Origin of the sequence: Reyranella sp., from assembly GCF_017305915.1 — a bacterium.
Classification (GTDB): Bacteria; Pseudomonadota; Alphaproteobacteria; order Reyranellales; family Reyranellaceae; genus Reyranella.
The window spans coordinates 206,929-227,021 of record NZ_JAFKJN010000007.1 but is presented as its reverse complement, the minus strand read 5'-3'; the positions used below and the strand labels follow the sequence as shown (position 1 = coordinate 227,021).

The 20,093-nt window shown below is 68.9% G+C and carries 18 protein-coding genes; 7 read left to right on the top strand and 11 right to left on the bottom strand.

Annotation, left to right across the window (positions count from 1 at the left end; translation table 11 throughout):
- Positions 1-15 precede the first annotated feature (15 nt).
- The 6 genes from rpmB to J0J01_RS04625 all read right to left on the bottom strand — a co-directional run bounded on the left by rpmB (position 16) and on the right by J0J01_RS04625 (position 5,936).
- Positions 16-321 (bottom strand): 50S ribosomal protein L28, encoded by a 306-nt coding sequence (gene rpmB / locus J0J01_RS04650; RefSeq protein ID WP_296379043.1) that lies wholly within the window; start codon positions 319-321, stop codon positions 16-18.
- A gap of 90 nt (positions 322-411) precedes the next feature.
- Complete coding sequence (locus J0J01_RS04645; RefSeq protein WP_296379042.1) at positions 412-894, bottom strand: YcgN family cysteine cluster protein; 483 nt, start codon at positions 892-894, stop codon at positions 412-414.
- Positions 884-1,864, bottom strand: a complete 981-nt coding sequence (gene meaB / locus J0J01_RS04640) for a methylmalonyl Co-A mutase-associated GTPase MeaB (RefSeq protein WP_296379041.1) — start codon at positions 1,862-1,864, stop codon at positions 884-886. The genes J0J01_RS04645 and meaB overlap by 11 nt, the downstream gene beginning before the upstream one ends.
- A gap of 13 nt (positions 1,865-1,877) precedes the next feature.
- Positions 1,878-3,038, bottom strand: a complete 1,161-nt coding sequence (locus J0J01_RS04635; RefSeq protein ID WP_296379040.1) for an MFS transporter — start codon at positions 3,036-3,038, stop codon at positions 1,878-1,880.
- Positions 3,017-4,126, bottom strand: coding sequence for an MFS transporter (locus J0J01_RS04630; RefSeq protein ID WP_296379039.1), 1,110 nt, complete (start codon positions 4,124-4,126; stop codon positions 3,017-3,019). Before J0J01_RS04630 ends, J0J01_RS04635 begins: the two co-directional genes overlap by 22 nt.
- A gap of 37 nt (positions 4,127-4,163) precedes the next feature.
- Positions 4,164-5,936, bottom strand: a complete 1,773-nt coding sequence (locus J0J01_RS04625; protein ID WP_296379038.1) for an ABC transporter ATP-binding protein/permease — start codon at positions 5,934-5,936, stop codon at positions 4,164-4,166.
- A gap of 202 nt (positions 5,937-6,138) precedes the next feature.
- Here J0J01_RS04625 and J0J01_RS04620 point away from each other — a divergent pair, with 202 nt between their 5' ends.
- A complete protein-coding gene (locus tag J0J01_RS04620; protein WP_296379037.1) occupies positions 6,139-6,933 on the top strand; it encodes a DUF3108 domain-containing protein in 795 nt (264 codons plus the stop codon).
- 360 nt (positions 6,934-7,293) lie between these two features.
- Here the strand turns inward: J0J01_RS04620 and J0J01_RS04615 are convergent, their stop codons facing one another.
- From J0J01_RS04615 to phaZ, 4 genes are all read right to left on the bottom strand, one after another.
- Positions 7,294-9,006, bottom strand: coding sequence for an adenylate/guanylate cyclase domain-containing protein (locus tag J0J01_RS04615; protein ID WP_296379036.1), 1,713 nt, complete (start codon positions 9,004-9,006; stop codon positions 7,294-7,296).
- 7 nt (positions 9,007-9,013) lie between these two features.
- Entirely contained in the window at positions 9,014-11,170 is a 2,157-nt protein-coding gene (scpA, locus tag J0J01_RS04610; RefSeq protein WP_296379035.1) for a methylmalonyl-CoA mutase, read from the bottom strand.
- A 208-nt stretch (positions 11,171-11,378) separates the two neighbouring features.
- A complete protein-coding gene (locus J0J01_RS04605) occupies positions 11,379-12,107 on the bottom strand; it encodes a tetratricopeptide repeat protein (RefSeq protein WP_296379034.1) in 729 nt (242 codons plus the stop codon).
- A gap of 6 nt (positions 12,108-12,113) precedes the next feature.
- Entirely contained in the window at positions 12,114-13,322 is a 1,209-nt protein-coding gene (gene phaZ, locus J0J01_RS04600; protein WP_296379033.1) for a polyhydroxyalkanoate depolymerase, read from the bottom strand.
- 41 nt (positions 13,323-13,363) lie between these two features.
- Between phaZ and J0J01_RS04595 the strand changes: the two genes are divergently transcribed.
- From J0J01_RS04595 to J0J01_RS04570, 6 genes are all read left to right on the top strand, one after another.
- Positions 13,364-14,020, top strand: a complete 657-nt coding sequence (locus J0J01_RS04595; RefSeq protein WP_296379032.1) for a glutathione S-transferase family protein — start codon at positions 13,364-13,366, stop codon at positions 14,018-14,020.
- Positions 14,021-14,176: 156 nt separating this feature from the next.
- Entirely contained in the window at positions 14,177-14,728 is a 552-nt protein-coding gene (locus J0J01_RS04590) for a chromate transporter (RefSeq protein WP_296379031.1), read from the top strand.
- Entirely contained in the window at positions 14,725-15,252 is a 528-nt protein-coding gene (locus J0J01_RS04585; protein ID WP_296379030.1) for a chromate transporter, read from the top strand. Before J0J01_RS04590 ends, J0J01_RS04585 begins: the two co-directional genes overlap by 4 nt.
- Positions 15,253-15,283: 31 nt before the next feature.
- The gene (locus tag J0J01_RS04580; RefSeq protein WP_296379029.1) at positions 15,284-16,267 is read left to right on the top strand and encodes a tripartite tricarboxylate transporter substrate-binding protein; all 984 of its coding nucleotides are present in this window, start codon (positions 15,284-15,286) and stop codon (positions 16,265-16,267) included.
- 13 nt (positions 16,268-16,280) lie between these two features.
- Positions 16,281-17,297, top strand: a complete 1,017-nt coding sequence (locus J0J01_RS04575; protein WP_296379028.1) for a D-cysteine desulfhydrase family protein — start codon at positions 16,281-16,283, stop codon at positions 17,295-17,297.
- Between the two features lie 12 nt (positions 17,298-17,309).
- Positions 17,310-18,257: an alpha/beta hydrolase gene (locus J0J01_RS04570; protein WP_296379027.1), complete on the top strand. Its 948-nt coding sequence runs from the start codon at positions 17,310-17,312 to the stop codon at positions 18,255-18,257.
- Between the two features lie 3 nt (positions 18,258-18,260).
- Here J0J01_RS04570 and J0J01_RS04565 read toward each other — a convergent pair whose 3' ends face one another.
- Positions 18,261-20,051 carry an adenylate/guanylate cyclase domain-containing protein gene (locus J0J01_RS04565; RefSeq protein ID WP_296379026.1) on the bottom strand — a complete coding sequence of 597 codons (1,791 nt, stop codon included), beginning with the start codon at positions 20,049-20,051 and terminating at the stop codon, positions 18,261-18,263.
- Positions 20,052-20,093: the final 42 nt, after the last annotated feature.

Genomic DNA, 20,093 nt, shown 5'->3' with positions numbered 1-20,093 from the left:
AAAAAGAAAGGCCGCTTACGCGGCCTTCTTGGCATCCTTCCTGGCCTTGGCCGAGGAGACCCGGCGCTTCAGCGACATCATCTCGGGGCTGAGCTTGCTGTCGTTGGTGCCGAGCAGGTAGGCGTCGATGCCGCCATTGTGCTCGATCGTCTTGATGCCGCGCGGGGTCAGCCGCAGGCGGACCGAATGGCCCAGCGCATCCGACAGGACCGAGGCGACCTGCAGGTTCGACATGAACCGGCGCCGGGTCTTGTTGTTGGCGTGGCTGACATTGTTGCCGTACTGGACGGACTTGCCCGACAGGGCGCAACGACGAGGCATGGCAATCCCGATAAAAACGATCCCGCCAGAGGCGGGAGAGGCGGCTTTTTAAGGGCCGGAACCTACCCCGTCAAGCGAACCAGTTCGCGATTACGCGAACCAATCTACGATTCGCTCAGTAATATCCTCGACTTGGTCCTCCGGGATCACCCGTCCGCGGGCCGAGATTCCCGCGGCGTGCACGGTTTCCGGGTCGCCGGAGACCAGGGGGTGCCACCAGTAGAGGTCCTGCTTGAAGTGGATCAGCCGGTAGGCACAGGTCTTGGGGAGCCAGTCCATCTTTTCCACCACACTTGGGGTGAGCTGGATGCAGTCCGGCACGATCTTCTTGCGGTTCCTGTAGTCCTTGCAGCGGGCGGTCCTGGGGTCGAGCAGCTTGCAGCAGGTGTCGGTCTGGGCGAGCTCCCCGGTGCCCTCGTATTCGAGCTTGTTGACGCAGCACATGCCGCAGCCGTCGCAGAGCGATTCCCACTCCTGCCTGGTCATCTGGGCGAGCGTCTTGCGCTTCCAGAAGGGCTCCTGCTGGGCAGCGGCGGCCCGCCGGGCGCGCCGGACGAAGGACTTAGCGGCCATGGAAGGCTTCTAGCATACGCCGCGCCGCCGCGGCGGGTGTGGATTTCCCGGACTCGACCTCGCGCTCGAGGCCGGCGACCAGGCGCCTCACCTCCGGGTGCTTGCGCAGCTCGGCCAGCAGGGTCTCGCCAACCTCGTTCCACATCCAGGCGCGGGCCTGCTCGGCGCGGCGGCGGGCGATGCCCTGGGCGCCGACGGCCTCGCGGAAGCGGCCGATGGTGGCCCAGATCTCGGCCACGCCGTCGCCCGCAAGGGCCGAGCAGGTCGTCACCTCGGGCGTCCAGTTCGCGGTCGGCGAGCGCAACAGGCGCAGCGCATGCTGATAGTCGGCGGCCGAGCGCCGGGCCATCGCCTTGAGGTCGCCGTCGGCCTTGTTGACCACGATCAGGTCGGCGAGCTCGATCACGCCGCGCTTGATGCCCTGCAAATCGTCGCCGCCCGCCGGCAGCAGCAGCACGATGAACATGTCGACCATGTCGGCCACCGCGGTCTCCGACTGGCCGACGCCCACGGTCTCGACGATCACCGTGTCGAAGCCCGCCGCCTCGACCAGCAGCATCGCCTCGCGCGTGCGCCGGGCGACGCCGCCCAGCGTCGTGCCGGCGGGCGACGGGCGGATGAAAGCCGCAGGATGGCGCGACAGCTCCTCCATGCGGGTCTTGTCGCCCAGGATCGAGCCGCCGCCGCGCTTGGACGACGGGTCGATCGCCAGCACCGCCAGCGAGTGGCCGCGCTCGATCAGCGACAGGCCGAAGCGCTCGATGAAGGTCGACTTGCCCACGCCCGGCACGCCGGTGATGCCGAGCCGCACCGACTTGCCCCCCTTCTGGCCGGTATGCGGCAGCAGCGCCGCCAAGAGCGCGTCGGCACGCTCGCGATGGTCGGCGCGCGTCGATTCGATCAAGGTGATGGCTTGGGCGAGCGCGCGGCGGTCGCCGGCGAGCAAGGGCTTGAGCAGAGGATCGCTCATCGCTTCCGCCATATCAGCCGGGGCGGCGCAAGGCCAGCAAGGCGCCGACACCGGCGATGACATAGAACGCCGCCAGCGACAGGCCGAAGCCCGGCTTGCCGACGGTATCGAGCGCGGTGCCGGCGATCGGCGGGCCGATCATGCCGCCGAAGGTATAGACGGTAGTGAGCGCGGCATTGGCGCGGGCGATGTCGTCGCCCTTGAAGCGCTGGCCGAGCAGGGTCAGCCCGACGCTGTAGATCGCGAAGGAGATACCGCCCCACAGCAGCAGCAGGACGAGGATCGCGCGGCCGTGCGGGTCGATCAGCGACAGCGAGCCCGCCAGCGCCGCGCTGCCCAGCGCACAGCCGGCCAGCACCAGGCGGCGATCGGCATGGTCGGCCAGCCAGCCGATCGGCCATTGCAGGGCGATGTTGCCGATCACGAAGGCCGACAGCCACAGCACGCCGGTCTCCGCCGGCACACCCGACGCGAGGCCGTAGATCGGCAGGAAGCTGAAGGCCGCCTGCTCGCCCAACCCGCTCGCCGCGGCGCCGATCAGCAGCGCCGGCACCAGCAGGAAGACGCGGCGGAAGCCACCCTCTTCGGCCGACGCGATGGCCGGGGCGCTGTTCGCGCTCGGCAGCAGCGGCAGCGCGACCAAGAGCGCCATCGCGGCGCAGGCGAGGAACGGGTGCGGGCCGTAGACGCCCACCGCCTGCAGCGCGATCGGCCCGATCGCCATGCCGCAGGCCATCAACGCGGCATAGATGGCGACGGCGCGGCCGCGGCGTTGCTCGTCGACCACCAGATTGATCCAGATCTCGCTCACCACCCAGGGCACGCCGCCGACCATGCCGAGCGTGAAGCTGAGGACGAACCACAGCGCGAGGTTCTCGGTGTAGGCGAAGCTGACGGCCAGCAGGGCGCTGGCGAGCAGCGCGGCGCAGACCAGCTTCACCGCACCGAGCCGAGCCGCGAGCTTCGGCACCTGGGGCGCGGTGAGGATCATGCCGATGCCCCACACCGCCTCGACCAGGCCGATGGTGACGTTGTCGATGCCGCGATGCTCGAGCGCCAGCGGCACCAGCGGCATCGCCGCGCCGGCCTGCACGCCGTAGCCGAAGCAGGAGAGATAGACCGGCAGCAGGCGCCGCCACGGCGCCGCTCCGCTTACGCTCGCGTGCGTCGCCATGCGATCAGCGCGGCGAGGCCGGCGGCGACGTAGAAGACCGCCAGCGAGCCGCCGAGGCCCGGCGAGCCGAAAATGTCCATCGCGCCGCCGGCGGTCGGCCGGCCGACCAGGCCGCCGACGACGTAGATCAGGCTGAACGCAGTGTTGGCGCGGGCGATGTCGCCGCCGCGGAAGCGCTGGCCGAGCAGCGCCAGGCCGACCGGATAGATCGAGAACGACACGCCGCCCCACAGCATGACCACGCCGACCGTGCCGGCCCAGTGCGCCGGGATCAGCGCCAGGCCGATCACCAGCACGGCGCTGACCAGCGCGCAGCCCGCAAGCACGAGCCGGCGGTCGGCATGGTCGGCCAGCCAGCCGATCGGCCATTGCAGGATGACGTTGCCCATCACGAAGGCCGACAGCCACAGCGCCCCGGTGTCGGCCGGGACGCCGGCGTTGACGGCATAGACCGGCAGGAAACTGAAGGCGACCTGCTCGCCCAGACCGCAGGCGAAGGCGGCGAACATCGCGAGCGGCGCGCCCACCACGACGGCGGCAAAGCCGCTCTCGCGATCGACCCGGATGCGCGGCGCGGTGTGCCACGACGGCAGCAGCGGCACCGCGACCAGTAGCGACAGCGCCGCGCCGGTGAGGAACGGCACCGGCCCGTAGACGCCGACCACCTGCAGCACCAGCGGCCCCAGCGCCATGCCGAGCGCCATCATGCCGGCATAGATGCCCATGATGCGGCCGCGCTGCTTCTCCTCGACGACGACGTTCATCCAGATCTCGCTCACCACCCACGGCACGCCGCCGATGATGCCGTGCAGGAAGGTCAGGATGCCCCAGGCCAGCGGCCCCGAGGTGACGGTGTAGCTGGCGTTCAGGATGGCGCCGATCACCACCGCGCCGATGATCGCCTGCACCGCGCCGAAGCGCGCGGCGAGCGCCGGGATACGGGTGCCGAACGACAGCATGCCGATCGCCCAGGCCGCCGAGACCAGCCCGATGGTGAGCTTGTCGTGGCCCTGCTGCTCGAGCGCCAGCGGCACCAGCGGCATGCCGACGCCGGCCTGCAGCCCGATCGCGGCGCAAGCGGCGAACACCGGGAGCAGCGTTCGCCGCGGCGCGGCTATTGCGGGATTACTCGGCGACACGGAGGTGTCCTTCGGCGCGGAAGGACGGCGGCTCCGTCATCTCGACCTTGCTTTCGGCTTCGGCGGCGGCTTCCTGCTGGCGCCGCCACATGTCGGCATAGAGCCCGTTGCGGGCGAGCAGCTCGCCGTGGCGGCCGCGCTCGGCGACGCGGCCGCGGTCGAGCACGACGATCTCGTCGGCATTGACGATGGTCGACAGACGATGGGCGATCACCACCGTGGTGCGGCCGCGGCTGACCTCTTCGAGCGAGCGTTGGATCTCCTGCTCGGTGCGCGTGTCGAGCGCGCTGGTCGCTTCGTCGAACAACAGGATGTGCGGGTTCTTGAGAATGGTGCGGGCGATCGCCACCCGCTGCTTCTCGCCCCCGGAGAGCTTCAGGCCGCGCTCGCCGACCGTCGTATCGTAGCCCTGTGGCAGGGCCATGACGAAGTCGTGGATGCGGGCGAGCCGGGCCGCCGCCTCGACCTCCTCGCGGGTGCAGTCGGGATGGCCGTAGCAGATGTTGTAGTAGATGGTGTCGTTGAACAGCACGGTGTCCTGCGGCACCACGCCGATCGCCGCCCGCAGGCTCGCCTGGGTGACGTCGCGGATGTCCTGGCCGTCGATCCGCACGCTGCCCGCCGCCACGTCGTAGAAGCGGAACAGGATGCGCGACACGGTCGACTTGCCGGCGCCGCTCGAGCCCACGATGGCGACGGTGTCGCCCGGCGCCACGCGGAAGCTCACGTCGTGCAGGATCGGCCGCGCCTTCTCGTAGTGGAAGTCGACATGATCGAACACTATTTCGCCGCCGACGACTCTTATTGCGGGCGCACCGCGCTTGTCGGCGATCTCGGCGGGGACACCGAGCAGGCCGAACATCTTCTCCATGTTGACCAGCGCGTTGCGGATCTCGCGGTAGGCGAAGCCCAGCATGTTGAGCGGCATGTAGAGCTGGATCAGGAAGGTGTTCACCGCCACGAAGTCGCCGAGCGTCATGGTGCCTCGCGCGACGCCATGGCCCGCCATCACCATCACCGAGACCAGGCCGAGCGAGATGATCGCGCCCTGACCGATATTGAGCAGCGACAGGGTGCGGCTGGAGCGGATGGCGGCGATCTCGTAGCGGCGGCGGCCGACGTCGTAGCGCCGCGCCTCGTGCGCCTCGTTGCCGAAGTACTTCACCGTCTCGTAGTTCAACAGGCTGTCGATCGCCTTGGCGTTGGCCTCGGTGTCGGCATCGTTCATGCGGCGCACGAACTTGATGCGCCATTCCGACAGCACGACCGAGAACACGATGTAGGCCGCGACCACCCCCAGCGTGATCGCCGTGAACCGCCAGTCGTAGAGGTTCCACAGGATCACGCCCACCAGGACGATCTCGAACAGGGTCGGCAAGATGTTGAAGGTGGTGAAGCGGATGAGGAACTCCATCCCCTGGGTGCCGCGTTCTATGACCCGGCTCAGGCCGCCGGTCTGGCGCTCCAGGTGGTAACGGAGGCTCAGCGCATGGAGATGATGGAACACGTCGAGCGCGAGGTTGCGGATCGCCCGCTGCGCGACCGGCGCGAACACCGCGTCCCGCACCTCGCCGAAGGCCTGAGCCAGCACCCGGGCGAAGCCGTAGGCCACGATCAGCGCGACCGGCACCGCCACGACCTGGGCCTTCTCGCCCAGCCCATCGACGGCGTGCTTGTAGAGGATCGGCACGTAGACGTTGGTGATCTTGGCCAGGACAAGCAGCACCAGCCCGGCGACCACGCGGACGCGCAGGTTCAATTCGTCCTTTGGCCACAAATGGCGGCCAAGGATCGACAGCACCGCCCACGAACGATCGAGGCTGATGCTGGGTGGGCGTTCAGTGGCCGGGGATGACATGGGTCGGGCTGGCCTTTGGGGCTCTGGCGTCGGGTGGCGTCGGGGGCGTCGGCCTTCTATCGTGCCCGTCGGGCAGAGGTAAGTCCCTGTGGAGCGGCATTTCATGAGTTTTCGTAGGGCCTTCGTCGGTGTGGCCTTGTGCTGCGCTGCACCCAATGCGGCCGCCGCGCAGGCCACGCGCCAGATCGAGGGGGCCTACGAGATCACCTTCGCGGGCTTCAGCGGCTTTCGCATCGACTTCACCGCGAAGTACACAGCCGACCGCTACGAGTTCGAGAGCCGCGTCTTCAAGGAGGGGCTGCTGAAGGCGATCACCCTTCACTACGAGGGCCGCAACAAGGCGTGGGGCGGCTTCCAGCCCGGCCGCGCCCAGCCCGACGGCGGTTCCCTCGCGCTGGTGATCAGCGGCGACACCCGCACCTGGCTCGCCCAGTACGGCCCGGCCGGCATGACGAGCGAGACGCACAATCCGGCCTGGAAGCCGGAGCCGCAGAAGGCGATCCCCGAGGACAAGCGCCTGCCCTCGCTCGATCCGCTCACCGCCGCGATCTCGGTCGGTGCGGCGGGCGACGCCGCCTGCGACCGCACCGTGCCGTCGAACGACGGCAAGCGGCGCATCGACATCATCCTGAAGAAAGTCGCCATCGAATCGCCGCAGGCCGCCGGCGTGCCCGAGGCCAAGGGCGACCTGCTGGTGTGCGACATCTACACCAAGCGGGTGGCCGGCGAGTTCCACGACGCGCCGCAGGAGGCGGAGACCGAGCGCGAGCGGCCGATGCGGCTGTGGCTCGCCCGCATGGACGACACGCCGTTCCGCTATCCCGTCAAGCTCCAGGCGCGCACCTTCTTCGGCACCATCAGCGGCCGCACGCTCTACTTCCGCGAGACGATGAAGTAGAGGCTCCGACCGCCATCGACTGCCAGCCATGGTGGCAGCCATCCGTTGCACGCCTGCCGTCGTTTTAGGCGATTCCTGCCATCCGGCCCGCACCCCCGCCCCCGCCACCGCACGCGGAAAAATCCGGCGGGGCGAGGGAGGCGAGAAGGTTTTGGGACGCGAGGCAGGCATCATCATGCGCGCCACACGGCAGCATCGCGCGCCGAACACCTATTAAGGGCAATGGCCGCGATTTTTTGGCCCGGAAATCAGGGTTCGAATCGCCGTCCATTGCCTGTAATGAGATTTCGATTCGAGCGTTTATCCACAGGTCTTGCGCCATGTTCGTCCGCGACACAAACGCAGTACCGATGCCGCCGCTCACGCCGGTAGGCCCGCCTCCCTCAGGGCAGCTGCCATCCGTTCGCCCGTCTCGACCGAACGGACCGGAAAGGCCTCACCGACATGCGAGGCCCGGAAGCCGGGTTGCGTCGCGAGCAATTCCTCGACGGCCCACTTCGCCTCAGCGTCACGCCCGGCACCGACGGCATTCATGATGTAGGCTGACAGGGTGTGGGCGTTCTTCATGGACTGCAGCGATTTCAGGACGATGTCGCAACCCTCTTCGTAACGGCCGAGAGCGAACCAGGCGAACGATATCCCGTTCCAGGCGCGCACTCGCAGATGATCGAGGGGGCTCAACCTGAGCATCCGCTCGAAGCTTTCGATCGATTGCCGGGGCTGGTCGCTCATCAACGCGACCCAGCCGCGCGAGTCCCAGGCGGCGGCGAGGTTCGGGTTGAGGGCGACAGCCCGCTCCGTCATTGCCATTCCGCGGTCGTACTGGCGGCCCAGATAGGTCAGGACATGGCCCGCCCGCGCCAGCGCGAAGGCATCGTCTCCCCCTGTCCGCGCCGCCCGGTCGGCCAGCCGCAACGCCTCGGCCCGCTCTTCGGCCGCGAGCGGCACGCCGCGCGCCGCTTGCTCGAACATCAGGGTCACGGCAGCCATGGCGTAAGCCGCACCATAGTCGGGATCCCGCTCCGCGGCCCGGACGAAGAAGTCACGCGCCGGCTGGAACTGTCCTTTGTAGACCAGCGCCATGCCGCGCATGAAGAGGTCGTGGCTGTCCAGCCGCTCGGTCGGCTTGCGCATCGCCCGCTCGATCTCGGCCTTCTCGACCTCCGGCGCGATCAGGCTGACGACGCTGCTCGTGACCTGGTCCTGCAGGCCAAACACGTCCTCCAGCGCGCCGTCGAACCGGTCAGCCCAAAGATGCCGGTTGGTGCCGGCCTCGATGAGCTGGCCCGTGATGCGGACACGGTTGCCTGCCTTGCGCACGCTGCCTTCGAGAACGTACCGCACGCCGAGCTCCCGTCCGACCTGCTTGATGTCGACGGCCTTGCCCTTGTAGGCGAAGCTCGAGTTGCGGGCGATTACGAACAGCGATTTGAAGCGCGATAGCGCGGTGATGATGTCCTCGACCATGCCGTCGGCGAAGTACTCCTGGTCGGGATCGCCGCTCATGTTCTGGAAGGGCAGCACGGCGATCGACGGGTTGTCCGGAAGCGGCAACGGCATTGCCGTCTCCGCGCCGGCCGGGCGAAGCGCGTAGATTCGGACGGGCCGCGTGATGTTCTTGACCTGCTGCTCGCCGCGATCCTCGAAGGAAGCGTCGATCTTGCCTTCGACCTCCTCGTGGATCTTGCCCGAAATCAGGATGCCGCCCGGCTCGCACAAGGCTTCCAGCCGAGCCGCGACGTTCACGCCCTCGCCGTAGACGTCGCCATCTTCCGCCACGATCACGTCGCCGAGATTGAGTCCGACGCGCAACCGAAGCGCTCCCTGGTCGCGGCTGAGGTCGCCCTGCAGCGCCATCGCACTGCGGAGCGCCGCGAGCGGGCTGGCGAATTCGGCGAGAAAGCCGTCCCCGGTGGTCTTGATCAGCCGGCCCTGGTGTTCGGCGAGGCGCGGCTCGACGATCTCGCGGCGCAGGCGCCCGACCGCGGCATAGGTTCCTTCCTCGTCGCGCTCCATGAGCGCGGAGAAACCCACGACATCCGCCGCAAGGATGGCCGCGAGACGCCGCTGCATCGGCGCGCTATGCCGCGCGCTTCTGGTCGCGCTGACGCAGGAAGGCGAGGATCTCGGCCGCCGCCGCCGGGATGTTGGTGCCGGGGCCGTAGATCGCGGCGACGCCGGCCTTCTTCAGGAAGTCGTAGTCCTGGGCCGGCACGACGCCGCCGACCACGACCATCACGTCGTCGCCGCCCTGCTTCTTGAGCTCGTCGATGAGCTGCGGCACCAGCGTCTTGTGGCCGGCCGCCTGGCTCGACACGCCGATCACGTGCACGTCGTTCTCGATCGCGGCGCGCGCGGCTTCGGCCGGAGTCTGGAACAGCGGGCCGATATCGACGTCGAAGCCGAGATCGGCAAAGGCCGTCGCAATCACCTTGGCGCCGCGGTCGTGGCCGTCCTGGCCCATCTTTACGACCATCAGACGCGGCCGGCGGCCCTCTTCCTCGGCGAAGGCCGCGATATCGGTGCGGATGCGCGCCAGCCCCTCGTCGCCTTCCCATTCGCCGGCATAGACGCCGGAGATCGAGCGGATGGTCGCCTGGTAGCGGCCATAGACGCCCTCCAGCGCCGACGAGATCTCGCCCACCGTCGCGCGCGCCCGCGTCGCCTCGATCGACAGCGCGAGCAGGTTGCCGGTGCCGTTGCGCGCCGCCTCGCCCAGCGCCTTCAGCGCCGCGACGCACTTGCCCTCGTCGCGGCTGGCGCGGATCTTCTGCAGGCGAGCCACCTGCGAATCGCGCACCATGTCGTTGTCGACCTCGAGGATCTCGATCGGCGGCTCTTCCTTGAGCTGGAACTTGTTGACGCCGACCACGATCTCCTCGCCGCGATCGATGCGCGCCTGCTTGCGGGCGGCCGCCTCCTCGATGCGCATCTTGGGCATGCCGGCCTCGACCGCCTTGGTCATGCCGCCCAGCGCCTCGACCTCGCCGATCAGCTTGCGCGCCTCGGCGATCAGGCTCGCCGTCAGCGATTCGACATAGTAGCTGCCAGCCAGCGGATCGACGACCTTGGTGACGCCGGTCTCGTGCTGGAGGATGAGCTGGGTGTTGCGGGCGACGCGGGCCGACTGCACGGTCGGCAGCGCGATCGCCTCGTCGAAGCTGTTGGTGTGCAGCGACTGCGTGCCGCCGAGCACCGCCGCCAACGCCTCGTAGGCGGTGCGGACGATGTTGTTGTACGGGTCCTTCTCGGTCAGCGACACGCCCGAGGTCTGGCAGTGCGTGCGCAGCGACAGCGAATCGGCCTTCTTGGGCTCGAACGGCTTGATCAGCTCGGCCCACAGGAAGCGCGCGGCGCGGAGCTTCGCCACCTCCATGAAGAAGTTCATGCCGATGCAGAAGAAGAACGACAGTCGCGGCGCGAAGGCGTCGATGTCGAGCCCCTTGGCCTTGGCCGCGCGCACGTATTCGAGCCCGTCGGCCAGCGTGAAGGCGAGCTCCTGGACCAGCGTCGCGCCCGCCTCCTGCATGTGATAGCCGGAGATCGAGATCGAGTTGAACTTCGGCATGTGCCTGGCCGTGTGCTCGATGATGTCGGCCACGATGCGCATGCTGGGTCCGGGCGGATAGATGTAGGTGTTCCGGACCATGAACTCCTTGAGGATGTCGTTCTGGATCGTGCCGCCCAGCTTGTCCTGCGGCACGCCCTGCTCCTCCGCGGCCACGATGTAGCCGGCCAGCACCGGCAGCACCGCGCCGTTCATGGTCATCGACACGGTCATCTTGTCGAGCGGGATGCCGTCGAACAGGATCTTCATGTCCTCGACCGAATCGATCGCCACGCCGGCCTTGCCGACGTCGCCGACGACGCGCGGATGATCGCTGTCGTAGCCGCGATGGGTGGCGAGATCGAAGGCCACCGACAGGCCCATCTGGCCGGCCGCGAGGTTGGCCCGGTAGAACTTGTTGCTCTCCTCCGCGGTCGAGAAGCCCGCATACTGGCGCACCGTCCAGGGCCGGCCGGCATACATCGTGGCCTTGGGCCCGCGGGTGAAGGGCGGGAAGCCCGGCAGCGTACCTGTGGTCTCCAGGTTCTCGAGGTCGGCTGCCGTGTAGATCGGCTTGACCACGATGCCTTCGGGCGTCGTCCAGTCGAGCGACGACAACGGCTTGTCGCGCAGCTCCTTGGCGGCGAGCTTCTCCCAGTCGGCCAGGGTCTTCTTCGGAAAATCAACCATGGCTCAATCTAACATACCTGCTGTGGGGGCGAAAAAGCCGCTTAGGGCACATTCCGCCCGGCCGGAATGTGCCCTGCGAAACCAGAGCATTCGGCTCGAAATTCGGTGTCATCCCGAGCGTAGCGAGGGATCTATGCGGATCAGTATAGATCCCTCGCTACGCTCGGGATGACACCGTCATCGCGATTCAACCTCAGCCGATTCCGCCTCAGCGCCTGCGAAACCGGCCGTAGAGCTTGTCCAGCCGGGCGAACTCCTCGGCGTCCAATTCGCGCGCCGCCTGAAACTGGCCCTCGGCGTCGGCCTGCTGGCCCTTGGCCTCAAGCACCATCGCCCACAGGTAACGCAGCGACGGGTCGTTCGGGGAATCGCCGACGATGCCCGTGATATCGCGCTCGGCATCGTCGATCCTGCCGAGTTGCAGATGGACCAGAGTCCGCCAAGCCTGCGCCTCGACATGCTGCGGATCGAGATCCAGCGCCTTGTCGCAATCGGCCTTGGCCTCCTGCGCCTTGCCAGTGATGGCGTACACCGAGCAGCGGTCGGCCCAGCCGCCCGCCTCGCGTGGATCGAGGCGGATCGCGACGTCGTAGTCGGGCAGCGCCTTGTCGTAGGCGGCGGTATTGAACCAGGCCGCGCCGCGATTGCGGTAGGCGTCGGTGAACTTCGGGTCGAGCTTGATCGCCTGGTCGTAATCCCGGATCGCCCGCTCGCTCTGGCCGCGGCGCAGGAAGGAGTTGCCGCGGTTGGCATAGGCGATCGCCAGGTTCTCGTTGTCGCCGCCGAGCTGGATCACCGCGCTGCAGGCCTTCTCCTGGTTGGCAGGCTCGACAGTGCCCTGGGCGTTGACGCAAGTGTGATGGTCGGGCGTCAGCACCTGCGCCGAGGCAGGGGCGAGCATCAGCGCAATCGCCGCAAGAGACAGCCGAAGGATCATGGCGGCCTATTCGTTGGCCAGGATGGTATTCCGAACCAGCGGATAAATCTGCCCCGCCCAGCGCCGGCCGGCGAACACGCCGTAATGGCCGACACCGGCCTGCATGTAGTGCTTCTTGCGGTAGGGCCTGAGGCTCGAGCAGAGGTCGTGCGCCGCCACGGTCTGGCCGATGGCGCAGATGTCGTCGCGCTCACCCTCGACGGTGAACAAAGCGGTACGCCGGATCGCCTTGGGATCGACCCTGCGGCCCTTCCATTCGAGCTCGCCCTTGGCCAGCCGCCATTCCTGGAACACGCGCTGCACGGTCTCGAGATAGAACTCCGCCGTCATGTCGAGCACGGCGAAGTACTCGTCGTAGAACTCCTTGATGATCCTGGCCTGCGCCTCGTCGCCCTTGGCCAGCGCCTTGTAGAGGTCCATCTGCGCCTTGATGTGGCGCTCGGCATTCATGCTCATGAACGCCGTGAGCTGCAGGAAACCGGGATAGACCCGCCGCATCGCCCCGGGATAGCGCCACGGCACGCGGCTGATCAGCATGCGCTCGAACCATTCGATCGGCTTGCCGGTGGCGAGCTCGTTGACCTTGGTCGGATTGACGCGCGTGTCGATCGGCCCGGCCATCAGGGTGAGGCTGAGCGGCTGCGCGCGGTTGTCGTCCTCCGCCATGATCGCCGCCGCCGCCAGCGCCTGCACGCAGGGCTGGCACACCGCCACGAGGTGCGCCGACCCCAGCGTCTCGAGGAAGGTGATCAGGTGCTCGATGTACTCGTCGAAGCCGAAGCGGCCGTGCCAGATGCCGACATCGCGCGCATTGGCCCAGTCGGTAATGTAGACGTCATGCTCCGGCAACATCACCCGCACCGTGTCGCGCAGCAGGGTCGCGAAGTGGCCGCTGAGCGGCGACACCAGCAGCACCTTGGGCTGGGGGGCCGCCCCCTCCTTGGCGAAGCGCAGCAGGGTGCCGAACGGGGTCGCCAGCACCTCCTCCTCGACCACCGGGACCATCCGGTTGCCGCTTTTGACCTCGGTGATGCCGAAGGCCGGCCGGCGGTGGCTGAGCGCCGCCCGGCTCAGCATCTCACACAGCGCGCTCGCCGCACGCCAGCGCTCGGGGCTGGCCGCGCCGCCCAGGGCGAAACCGCGCCCTGCCACGGCCGAGACCGCCCGTAGAGGCAGCATCAAGTCGGCGGTCGTCTGGTACAGGGCATACAGCATGAAGTGGACGTCGCCGGCTCGGAAATTGCATCCTCGGGAGCATGGCCGAGGCTTCACTCACCGTCAGTAGCAAGAACTATTCCTCTTGGTCACTGCGCGGCTGGCTGCTGTGCAAAATGTCGGGCCTCGCCTTCGACGAGAAGCTCGCGCCGCTCGACGATCCCGCCACCTGCGCCGAGCTCCTGTTGCTGTCGCCGTCGTTCCTGGTGCCGTGCCTGGACCATGGCGCGGTGAAGGTCTGGGACACGCTGGCGATCGCCGAGTATCTCAACGAGATCAGGCCGGACGCGGAGCTGTGGCCGGCCGACGCCGCGGCGCGCTCGCACTGCCGCGCGGTGTGCGGCGAGATGCATTCGGGCTTCGCCAACCTGCGCTCGGCGCTGCCGATGAACCTCAAGGCGACGCATCCCGGCTTCAAGGTGTGGGCGGGCGCCCAGGCCGACATCGAACGCGTCACGGCGATCTGGCGCGACTGCCTGAAGCGCTATGGCGGGCCCTACCTGTTCGGCGCCCGGCCGACCGTCGCCGACGCGATGTACGCGCCGGTCTGCACGCGCTTTGCGACCTACGACGTCAAGCTCGACAGCGCCTCCGCCGGCTATCGCGACCTGATCCTGCGCTGGCCGCCGATGGCAGAATGGCATCAGGCGGCGACGGCGGAACCCGAGGAAGTCGAGGAGCTCGACGTCGAGTTCTAGCGCCGGGCGCGCGCCACTCCAGTGGCGCGTCATGGGCTGGAAAAGCATGAAAAGCCACTAGAGTGGCGCGCCCCAGCGCAAGACGCGGCCGATATAGCGGGCCGCGAAATCGCGTATTGGACCTGGCGGGGCCGAGGCGCTTAGCTCGGCTCTGTCATGGCCACGACTCAAACCGAAGAGGCGCCGACCACCTTCGGCCTGTTCAAGGGCTTCCTGATCCTGGGACTGACCGGCTTCGGCGGCGTGCTGCCGCTCGCCCGTCACATGGTGGTCGAGCAGCGCCGCTGGCTCACTGGCGCGGAGTTCATCGAGCTGCTGAGCCTGTGCCAGTTCCTGCCGGGCGGCAACATCGTGAACCTGTCGGTCGCGATCGGTCTGCACTTCCGCGGCATCCCCGGCGCCGCGGCGGCGCTGTTCGGCCTGATCGCCGCGCCGACGACCGTCGTGCTGGGGTTGGGCGTGATCTACGGGCGCTACAGTCATGACCCGCACGTCGTGCACATGTTCGCCGGCCTCGCCGCGGCGGCCGCCGGCCTGCTGGTCTCGATGGCGGTGAAGCTCGCGCTGCCGCTGCGCCGCAAGCCGCTCGGCATCGCGATCGCGGCCGCGATCTTCGTCGCCGTCGCCGGCCTGCACCTGCCGCTGGTGCCGACCATGCTGGTGGCAGCGCCGGTCAGCATCTTCCTGATGATGACGCTGCGCGGATGAGCGAGACGCTCGCGGCGCTGGCGCTGATCTTCATGCAGTGCTCGCTGGTCGCCTTCGGCGGCGGCAACTCCGCCTTGCCCGAGATGCATCGCCAGGTAGTCGACGTGCAGCACTGGATGAGCAGCGCCGACTTCGCCGCCCTCTATGCGCTGGCACAAGCCGCACCCGGGCCGAACCTGATGGTGGGGCCGCTGATCGGCTGGCAGGTCGCGGGCCTCGCCGGCATGCTGGTGACGACCGTCGCGCTCTTCGGCCCGTCGTCGCTCCTCACCATCCTCGCGCTGCACCTCTGGCGGCGCTTCAAGGATCAGCCGTGGCGCGCCGTGGTGCAGGCTGGCCTGGCGCCGGTCTCGATCGGGCTGGTCGCGGCGAGCGCCACCATCATCGTCCGCGCCGTCGATCACGAGTGGATCTTCGTCGCGATCACGGCGGTGAGCGCGGGCGCGCTGCTGCGCTTCAGGATCCATCCGCTGTGGATCCTGGCGATGGGCGCAGCGGTCGGCTGGACCGGGTTCGGCCAATAGCGCAAACTTCGCGGACAACCCGGAGGAAACAATGAAACTCTCGCGCCGCGGCACGCTTGCCGGGCTGGGCTCCCTCTCGCTCGCGACAACTTCACTTGCGACGGGCACCCGCGCCCAGGCCTTCCCGAGCAAGCCGCTCACTTTGATCGTGCCCTTTCCCGCCGGTGGCCCCGCCGACATCTTCGGCCGCAACCTGGCGCAGGGCATGTCGGCGCAGCTCGGCAAGCCGGTGGTGGTCGAGAACAAGAGCGGCGCGGCCGGCGTCACCGGCATGGACTTCGTCGCCAAGGCCGGCGACCCGCATGTCATGGGCATCGGCAGCGCCTCGGCCGGCTCGATCATGCAGAGCCTGATGCCCAAGATGCCGTACGATCCCGAGCGCGAGCTCGTGCCGGTCATCCTGGTGGTCAAGGTGCAGGAGATCCTGGTGGTCAACGCCAAGACCGGCGTCACCGACTTCAAGGGCCTGCTCGAGCGCCTCAAGGCCGAGCCCGGCAAGTGGACCTGCGGCTCGGCCGGCACCGGCGGCATCACCCATCTCGCCATCGAGCTGTTCAAGCGCGAGACCGGCACCGACATCCTGCACGTGCCGTATCGCGGCGCCGCACCCGCGACCAACGACCTGGTCGCCGGCACGATCGCCAGCACCATCCTCGACGTGCCCGTCCTGCTGCCGCACATCCGCTCGGGCGCGCTGAAGGCGCTGGCGGTGACGTCCGACGTGCGCTCGCCCTTGCTGCCCGACCTGCCGACCATGCGCGAGCTCGGCTATCCGCGGGTCAACTCCGACAACTGGTACGGGCTGTTCGCGCCCGGCAGCGCGACGCTGGCCGACCGCCAGCGCCTGTTCGATGCGGCCGCCGCCACCCTGAAGACCAAGGAAGTGATCGACGCCTTCACTGCGGTCGGCGGCATCACCGGCGGCGGCTCGACCGAGGACTTCGCCCGCTTCCGCCGCGCGGAGGTCGCCAAGTGGGCCGAGGTGATCAGGCTCGCCAATGTGAAACTCGAGTGAGGGTGAAGCTCGAGTGCGCGAGGGCATAGCCCGCCTGCAGGCCGACCTCGCGCGCTTCCCGCGGCTCGGGCTGGCGCACCTGCCGACGCCGCTGGAGCCGATGAAGCGGCTGTCGGGGTATCTCGGCGGGCCGCGGCTGTGGGTCAAGCGCGAGGACTGCACGGGGCAGGGCTTGGGTGGCAACAAGCTGCGCAAGCTCGACTACGTGCTGCACGAGGCTTTGGCAGCCGGCGCCGATACGCTGGTCTCGGGCGGCGTCGTGCAATCCAACAGCCAGCGCCAGGTTGCCGCCGCGGCGGCGAAGCTCGGCCTCGCCTGCCATCTCGCCGTCTATCATGGCCGGCTGACACCGCCGTCGCCCGACTACGACAAGACCGGCAACGCCCTGCTCAACCGGCTGTTCGGCGCCCATCTGCACGACGTGCCGTGGAACGGCGACCGCAACGGCGCGATCCACGCCCTGGCCGAGCGCCTCAGCGCCGAGGGCCGCACGCCGTTCATCGTGCCCTATGGCGTGTCGAATGCGATGGGGGCGATCGGCTATGCCTCGACCGCGCTCGAGATCGCGCAGCAATCGGCGGCGCTCGGCTTCGCGCCTGATGCGATCGTGCATTGCACCGGCAGCGCCGGCACGCAGGCCGGGCTGGTGGTCGGTTCCGCCTGCCTGCCCGACACCCGCGTGGTCGGCATCGATATCGACGCCGAGCCCGAGCGCGTGCGGGCCGACGTGGTCGCCTATGCCCGCGCCGCCGCCGACCGGCTCGACCGGCCGTTCGACGAGTCCGCCGTCGAGGTCGTCGCCGGCCATGCCGGTCCCGCCTACGGCGTGCCGCACGCCGCCACCGTCGAGGCGATCCGGCTCGGCGCGGCGCTCGAGGCCCTGGTGCTCGACCCGGTCTATTCTGGCAAGGGGCTGGCCGGCCTGATCGCGCTGATCCGCGAGGGGCGGTGGACAAGCGGCCAGGACATCGTCTTCATCCACACCGGCGGCGCGCCGGCGTTGTTTGCGTACCGTCACCTGTTCGACTGAGCGGAGACCGACATGCTCGATGGCGAAGCCCGACTGCTGCTCGACCTGATGGAGCAGGCCGTCAAGGACGGGCGCCCCAAGCTGCACACCCTGCCCCACGCCCAGGGCCGCGCCTCCATCGACAAGATGTCGGAAGACAGCGAGGCCGCACCGCCCGAGGTCGCCGCGACCAGTGACGGCACGATCGACGTGCCGGGCGGCCGCATCGGCTACCGCCGCTACCGGCCGCTTGGCGTGGAGGGCACGACACTGCCGACGCTGATCTACTATCACGGCGGCGGCTGGGTGATCGGCACCATCGAGACGCACGATTCGACCTGCCGGAGGCTCGCCAACAAGAGCCGCTGCCAGGTGATCTCGATCGGCTATCGCCTCGCGCCCGAGCATCCTTTCCCGACGCCGACCGACGACGCGCTGGCCGCCTTCCGGCACATCCGCGACAACGCCGCGTCGTTCGAGGCCGATCCGGCGCGCCTCGCGGTCGGCGGCGATTCGGCGGGCGGCAACATCTCGGCCGTGATCTGCCAGGCCTGCAAGCAGGCTGGCGAGGCGATGCCCGCGTTCCAGATGCTGATCTATCCCGCGACCGATGCGCGCCGCCAGACCGAGTCGCATCGCCTGTTCTCCGACGGCTATTTCCTCACGCAGGAACTGATCGACTGGTTCTGGAAGGCCTACACGCCGGACGGCGCGGACCTCGCCGACCTGCGCCTGTCGCCGCTGCTGGCGGCCGATGTGAGCGGCCTGCCGCCGGCCTTCGTGCTGACCGCGGGCTTCGACCCGCTGCGCGACGAGGGCCGCGCCTATGCCGACCGCCTGATCGATGCCGGCGTGAAGACGACCTACGTCAACTATCCCGGCACCATCCACGGCTTCTTCTCGCTGACGCGCTTCCTGAAGCAGGGGCTCAAGGCCAACGACGAGGCGGCCGCCGTGCTGGCCGCGCATTTCGGCACCTGAGCGTCAGGTTCTCGCCAGGACCCTCACGAATTTGACCGGCTCGGCGAAACCCTTGAGCGACACGCTCTCGACGCGCGCGGGCACGCCGTCGAGCAGCGGATTCACGGCCGGGTCCTCGGCGACGGCGCGGCTTAGCACGACGTCGCCGCCCGCGCTCTGGCCCTGCAGGCGGGCCGCCATGTTCACGGTCGAGCCGAAATAGTCGAGCCGCTCGTTCAGGCTGACGATCACGCTCCCGCCGACATGAACGCCGATCTTGAGCACCAGCTCGCGATCGCCGGCGCCGTGGGCGCGGTTGAAGCCGGCAATACGCGCCTGCATGGCGAGCGCCGCCTTCACCGCGTCGGCCGGATCGCCGAACGAGGCCATCACCGCGTCGCCGATCGTCTTGACTACGGCCCCGTCATGGTCGCGCACGATCGCGGCGAGGAAGGCGAAGTGGTCGCGCACGGTGTTGAAGGCCGCGGCATCGCCGATCCGCTCGTAGAGCGCGGTCGAGCCGCGGAGGTCGGTGAACAGCAGCGCCACCTGCCCGACCGCCGCCTCGTCGCCCGGCCGAAGCGTCGCCTCGGCGAACAGGTCGCGAAAGGCCTGCAGCGACACGACCTCCGGCGCGGTCAGCGCCTCGCGCGTCCAGGTGCGGTCCTCGACCAGCGCCGCGAGCTCGAAACCCGCCTCGTTGGCGAAGGCGATCCGGCCCGGCCGGTCCGCCGGCATCGTCTCGACGCCCAGCGCCGTCACGCGCACGCCGGGAAAGGCGCCGCCCACGTGATCGACATCCACCGCCACGCCGGGATGCAGGGTGCGCAGGCGGTAGCGGCCCGGGGCCAGGTCGATCTCGATCGGGCGCTTCTCGCCCGGCGCCAGCAGGACCTGTACCGGCACGTGCGGCGTCGCCATCGGGCCGCTGAGGCAATAGCCGCCGGCCATCAGCGGCCGGATCGCCGGCGCCGGCGAGAACGACAGCTCGACATTGCGCTCGAAGTCGCGGTCGTAGTCGATGTTGCACGACGGGCAGTGCGCGCCGCGCGGCAGCTCGGCCAGGGCCGCGACGCTCAGCTTGGGCGCGCGGCAGTTGTCGCACAGCAGGTCCCATTTCATGGTCAGCAGGCCCGCGCGCACCGCGGCGAGGCAGGCCTCGATCGCCGCACGCGGCGTCACGCCGAACGCGCGCGCCAGCGGCTTGGGCCGCAGCTGCGCGAGATCGCTCGCCATGCCGGTCAGCACATGGTCGGTCAGAAGCTGGCCGAGGCCGTTGCCGTAGGGGCTGCGGTCGATCTCGGCCGCGAGCGCCGCCGCGCGCTCGCGGGCGCCGGCCGGCAGCTCGGGCGGGGCCAGGTCGAACATCGTCGCGCGCTCGCCCTTCGCGAAGGCGGCGGCCTGCAGCATGCGCCGCTCGATCGCCTCGCCGGCCTGCCGCGCCAGGCGCGAGCCGAACAGGCGCCCGACCAGGGTCAGCGGCTCCCATTCGAGGGTGTAGTTGACCTTGCTGCGACGGCCCTCGGGCACGATCTCGAACACCGGCCCGAAGCGGCGGAACGGCCCCTGGGTGAAGACGCGGCTCTGGCGGAAGTAGCGGTTGAGGATCCACTCGTAGGGCTTCTCCTCCCAGGCGAGCGTATAGCCCGCCGCCTTGCCCCGGCCGGTGCGCAGCACCGTGCCATTGGGCTGCGGCGTCTCCTCGAGCTTGTAGGCCGGCAAGCCCATCGCCTCGTTGAAGCGATTGGTGTCGGCCAGCACCGGCCACAACCGGTCCGCCGGCAGGTCGAAGTGCCAGGTGAGCGTGCGCCGCATGTCAGAGATACTGTAGCGCCGCCAGCACGGATGTCTCGCGCC

Coding starts and splice junctions, on each gene's coding strand:
- rpmB (WP_296379043.1), bottom strand. CDS start 321: ATGCCTCGTCGTTGCGCCCTGTCGGGCAAGTCCGTCCAGTACGGCAAC.
- J0J01_RS04645 (WP_296379042.1), bottom strand. CDS start 894: ATGGCCGCTAAGTCCTTCGTCCGGCGCGCCCGGCGGGCCGCCGCTGCC.
- meaB (WP_296379041.1), bottom strand. CDS start 1,864: ATGAGCGATCCTCTGCTCAAGCCCTTGCTCGCCGGCGACCGCCGCGCG.
- J0J01_RS04635 (WP_296379040.1), bottom strand. CDS start 3,038: ATGGCGACGCACGCGAGCGTAAGCGGAGCGGCGCCGTGGCGGCGCCTG.
- J0J01_RS04620 (WP_296379037.1), top strand. CDS start 6,139: ATGAGTTTTCGTAGGGCCTTCGTCGGTGTGGCCTTGTGCTGCGCTGCA.
- J0J01_RS04615 (WP_296379036.1), bottom strand. CDS start 9,006: ATGCAGCGGCGTCTCGCGGCCATCCTTGCGGCGGATGTCGTGGGTTTC.
- scpA (WP_296379035.1), bottom strand. CDS start 11,170: ATGGTTGATTTTCCGAAGAAGACCCTGGCCGACTGGGAGAAGCTCGCC.
- J0J01_RS04605 (WP_296379034.1), bottom strand. CDS start 12,107: ATGATCCTTCGGCTGTCTCTTGCGGCGATTGCGCTGATGCTCGCCCCT.
- phaZ (WP_296379033.1), bottom strand. CDS start 13,322: ATGCTGTATGCCCTGTACCAGACGACCGCCGACTTGATGCTGCCTCTA.
- J0J01_RS04595 (WP_296379032.1), top strand. CDS start 13,364: ATGGCCGAGGCTTCACTCACCGTCAGTAGCAAGAACTATTCCTCTTGG.
- J0J01_RS04590 (WP_296379031.1), top strand. CDS start 14,177: ATGGCCACGACTCAAACCGAAGAGGCGCCGACCACCTTCGGCCTGTTC.
- J0J01_RS04585 (WP_296379030.1), top strand. CDS start 14,725: ATGAGCGAGACGCTCGCGGCGCTGGCGCTGATCTTCATGCAGTGCTCG.
- J0J01_RS04580 (WP_296379029.1), top strand. CDS start 15,284: ATGAAACTCTCGCGCCGCGGCACGCTTGCCGGGCTGGGCTCCCTCTCG.
- J0J01_RS04570 (WP_296379027.1), top strand. CDS start 17,310: ATGCTCGATGGCGAAGCCCGACTGCTGCTCGACCTGATGGAGCAGGCC.
- J0J01_RS04565 (WP_296379026.1), bottom strand. CDS start 20,051: ATGCGGCGCACGCTCACCTGGCACTTCGACCTGCCGGCGGACCGGTTG.